Annotated in this window: 2 protein-coding genes; both read right to left on the bottom strand. The window is 41.9% G+C overall.

Features of this window, described 5'->3' with window-relative positions; translation table 11 throughout:
- Nucleotides 1–104: 104 nt before the first annotated feature.
- Complete coding sequence (locus KHB02_RS29615; protein WP_213120236.1) at nt 105–512, bottom strand: Asp23/Gls24 family envelope stress response protein; 408 nt, start codon at nt 510–512, stop codon at nt 105–107.
- An 18-nt stretch (nt 513–530) separates the two neighbouring features.
- Nucleotides 531–1295, bottom strand: a 765-nt coding sequence (locus KHB02_RS29620; RefSeq protein ID WP_476739056.1) for an ATP-binding protein, incomplete at its 5' end; no start/stop codon positions are given.

A 1295-nucleotide genomic window follows, 5' to 3' on the forward strand; every position in this document is an offset into this window, starting at 1 on the left:
AGTTGAATTTATGCGTTAAGAAAGTATAAAGCTTTCGACAGAAAGTTTATACTTTTTTATTAGCAAACAAAAAACCAAAGGAGCGAATCCTTTGGTTTTTGCTTTTATACTTCTTCATCCACAATTGGTTCTACTTTTTGTGTTTCGAATTGGACGCCGACTACGTGGATGTTTACCTCTTCTGCTTCGAGTGCGGTCATGTTAAGTAGTGCTTGGCGGATATTTTCTTGAATTTTCCCTGCCACTGATGGAATGGAAATTCCAAATTTCATTAAACAGTAAACATCAATTTTGATTCCTGTCTCTGTCAGTTCTACCTTTACGCCTTTTCCGTGATTTTTCTTGCCTAGACGCTCCACCACACCTGTTGCAAAGTTTCCGCGCATTCCGGCTACACCTTCAACCTCGGATGCGGCAATACCGGCAATCACTTCAATCACTTCAGGAGCAATTTCGATTTTCCCCAGGCCATTGTTCTCATGTTCCATTTCCAAAATGCTAAATTCGCTCATCGTGCGATCCCTCCAGATTTATACTGACTTCATCACATCATACAACTCCAGGAATTTCGTATTAAACTGGCCTTCGACGAATTTTTCGTGCTCAAGAAGCTTTAAATGAAATGGAATCGTTGTGTGAATACCTTCCACAACAAATTCGCTTAAGGCACGTTTCATTCTTGCGATTGCTTCCTCCCTGGTGCTGCCGTATGCAATTACCTTTGCAATCATGGAATCGTAGTAAGGTGGAATGGTGTATCCTGGATAGGCAGCAGAATCAATCCGAACTCCCAGCCCTCCAGGCGGTAAGTACATATTAATCTTTCCAGCTGAAGGAAGAAAATTCTTCTCCGGATTTTCGGCATTGATCCGGCACTCAATCGCCCAGCCATTGAAGGTCACATCCGCTTGGGTTAACGATAGTTTTTCACCATTTGCCACGCGAATCATTTCTTTAATAAGGTCAATTCCAGTGACCATTTCAGTTACAGGATGCTCTACCTGAATCCTTGTGTTCATCTCCATGAAATAAAATTTCCGATTGCGGTAATCATATATAAATTCTACCGTTCCAGCACCTGAATAATCAACCGCTTTTGCAGCTTTTACAGCAGCATTTCCCATTTCCGCACGAATCTCTCCATCAAGGGCAGGAGAAGGAGTCTCCTCAAGAAGCTTTTGAAGTCTGCGCTGAATCGAGCAATCCCTTTCACCTAAATGAATGGTATTCCCATAATTATCACCAAGGACCTGAATTTCGACATGGCGGAAATCTTCAATGAACTTTTCGATATA

Origin of the sequence: Neobacillus citreus, assembly GCF_018343545.2 — a bacterium.
Taxonomy (GTDB): domain Bacteria; phylum Bacillota; class Bacilli; order Bacillales; family Cytobacillaceae; genus Neobacillus; species Neobacillus citreus.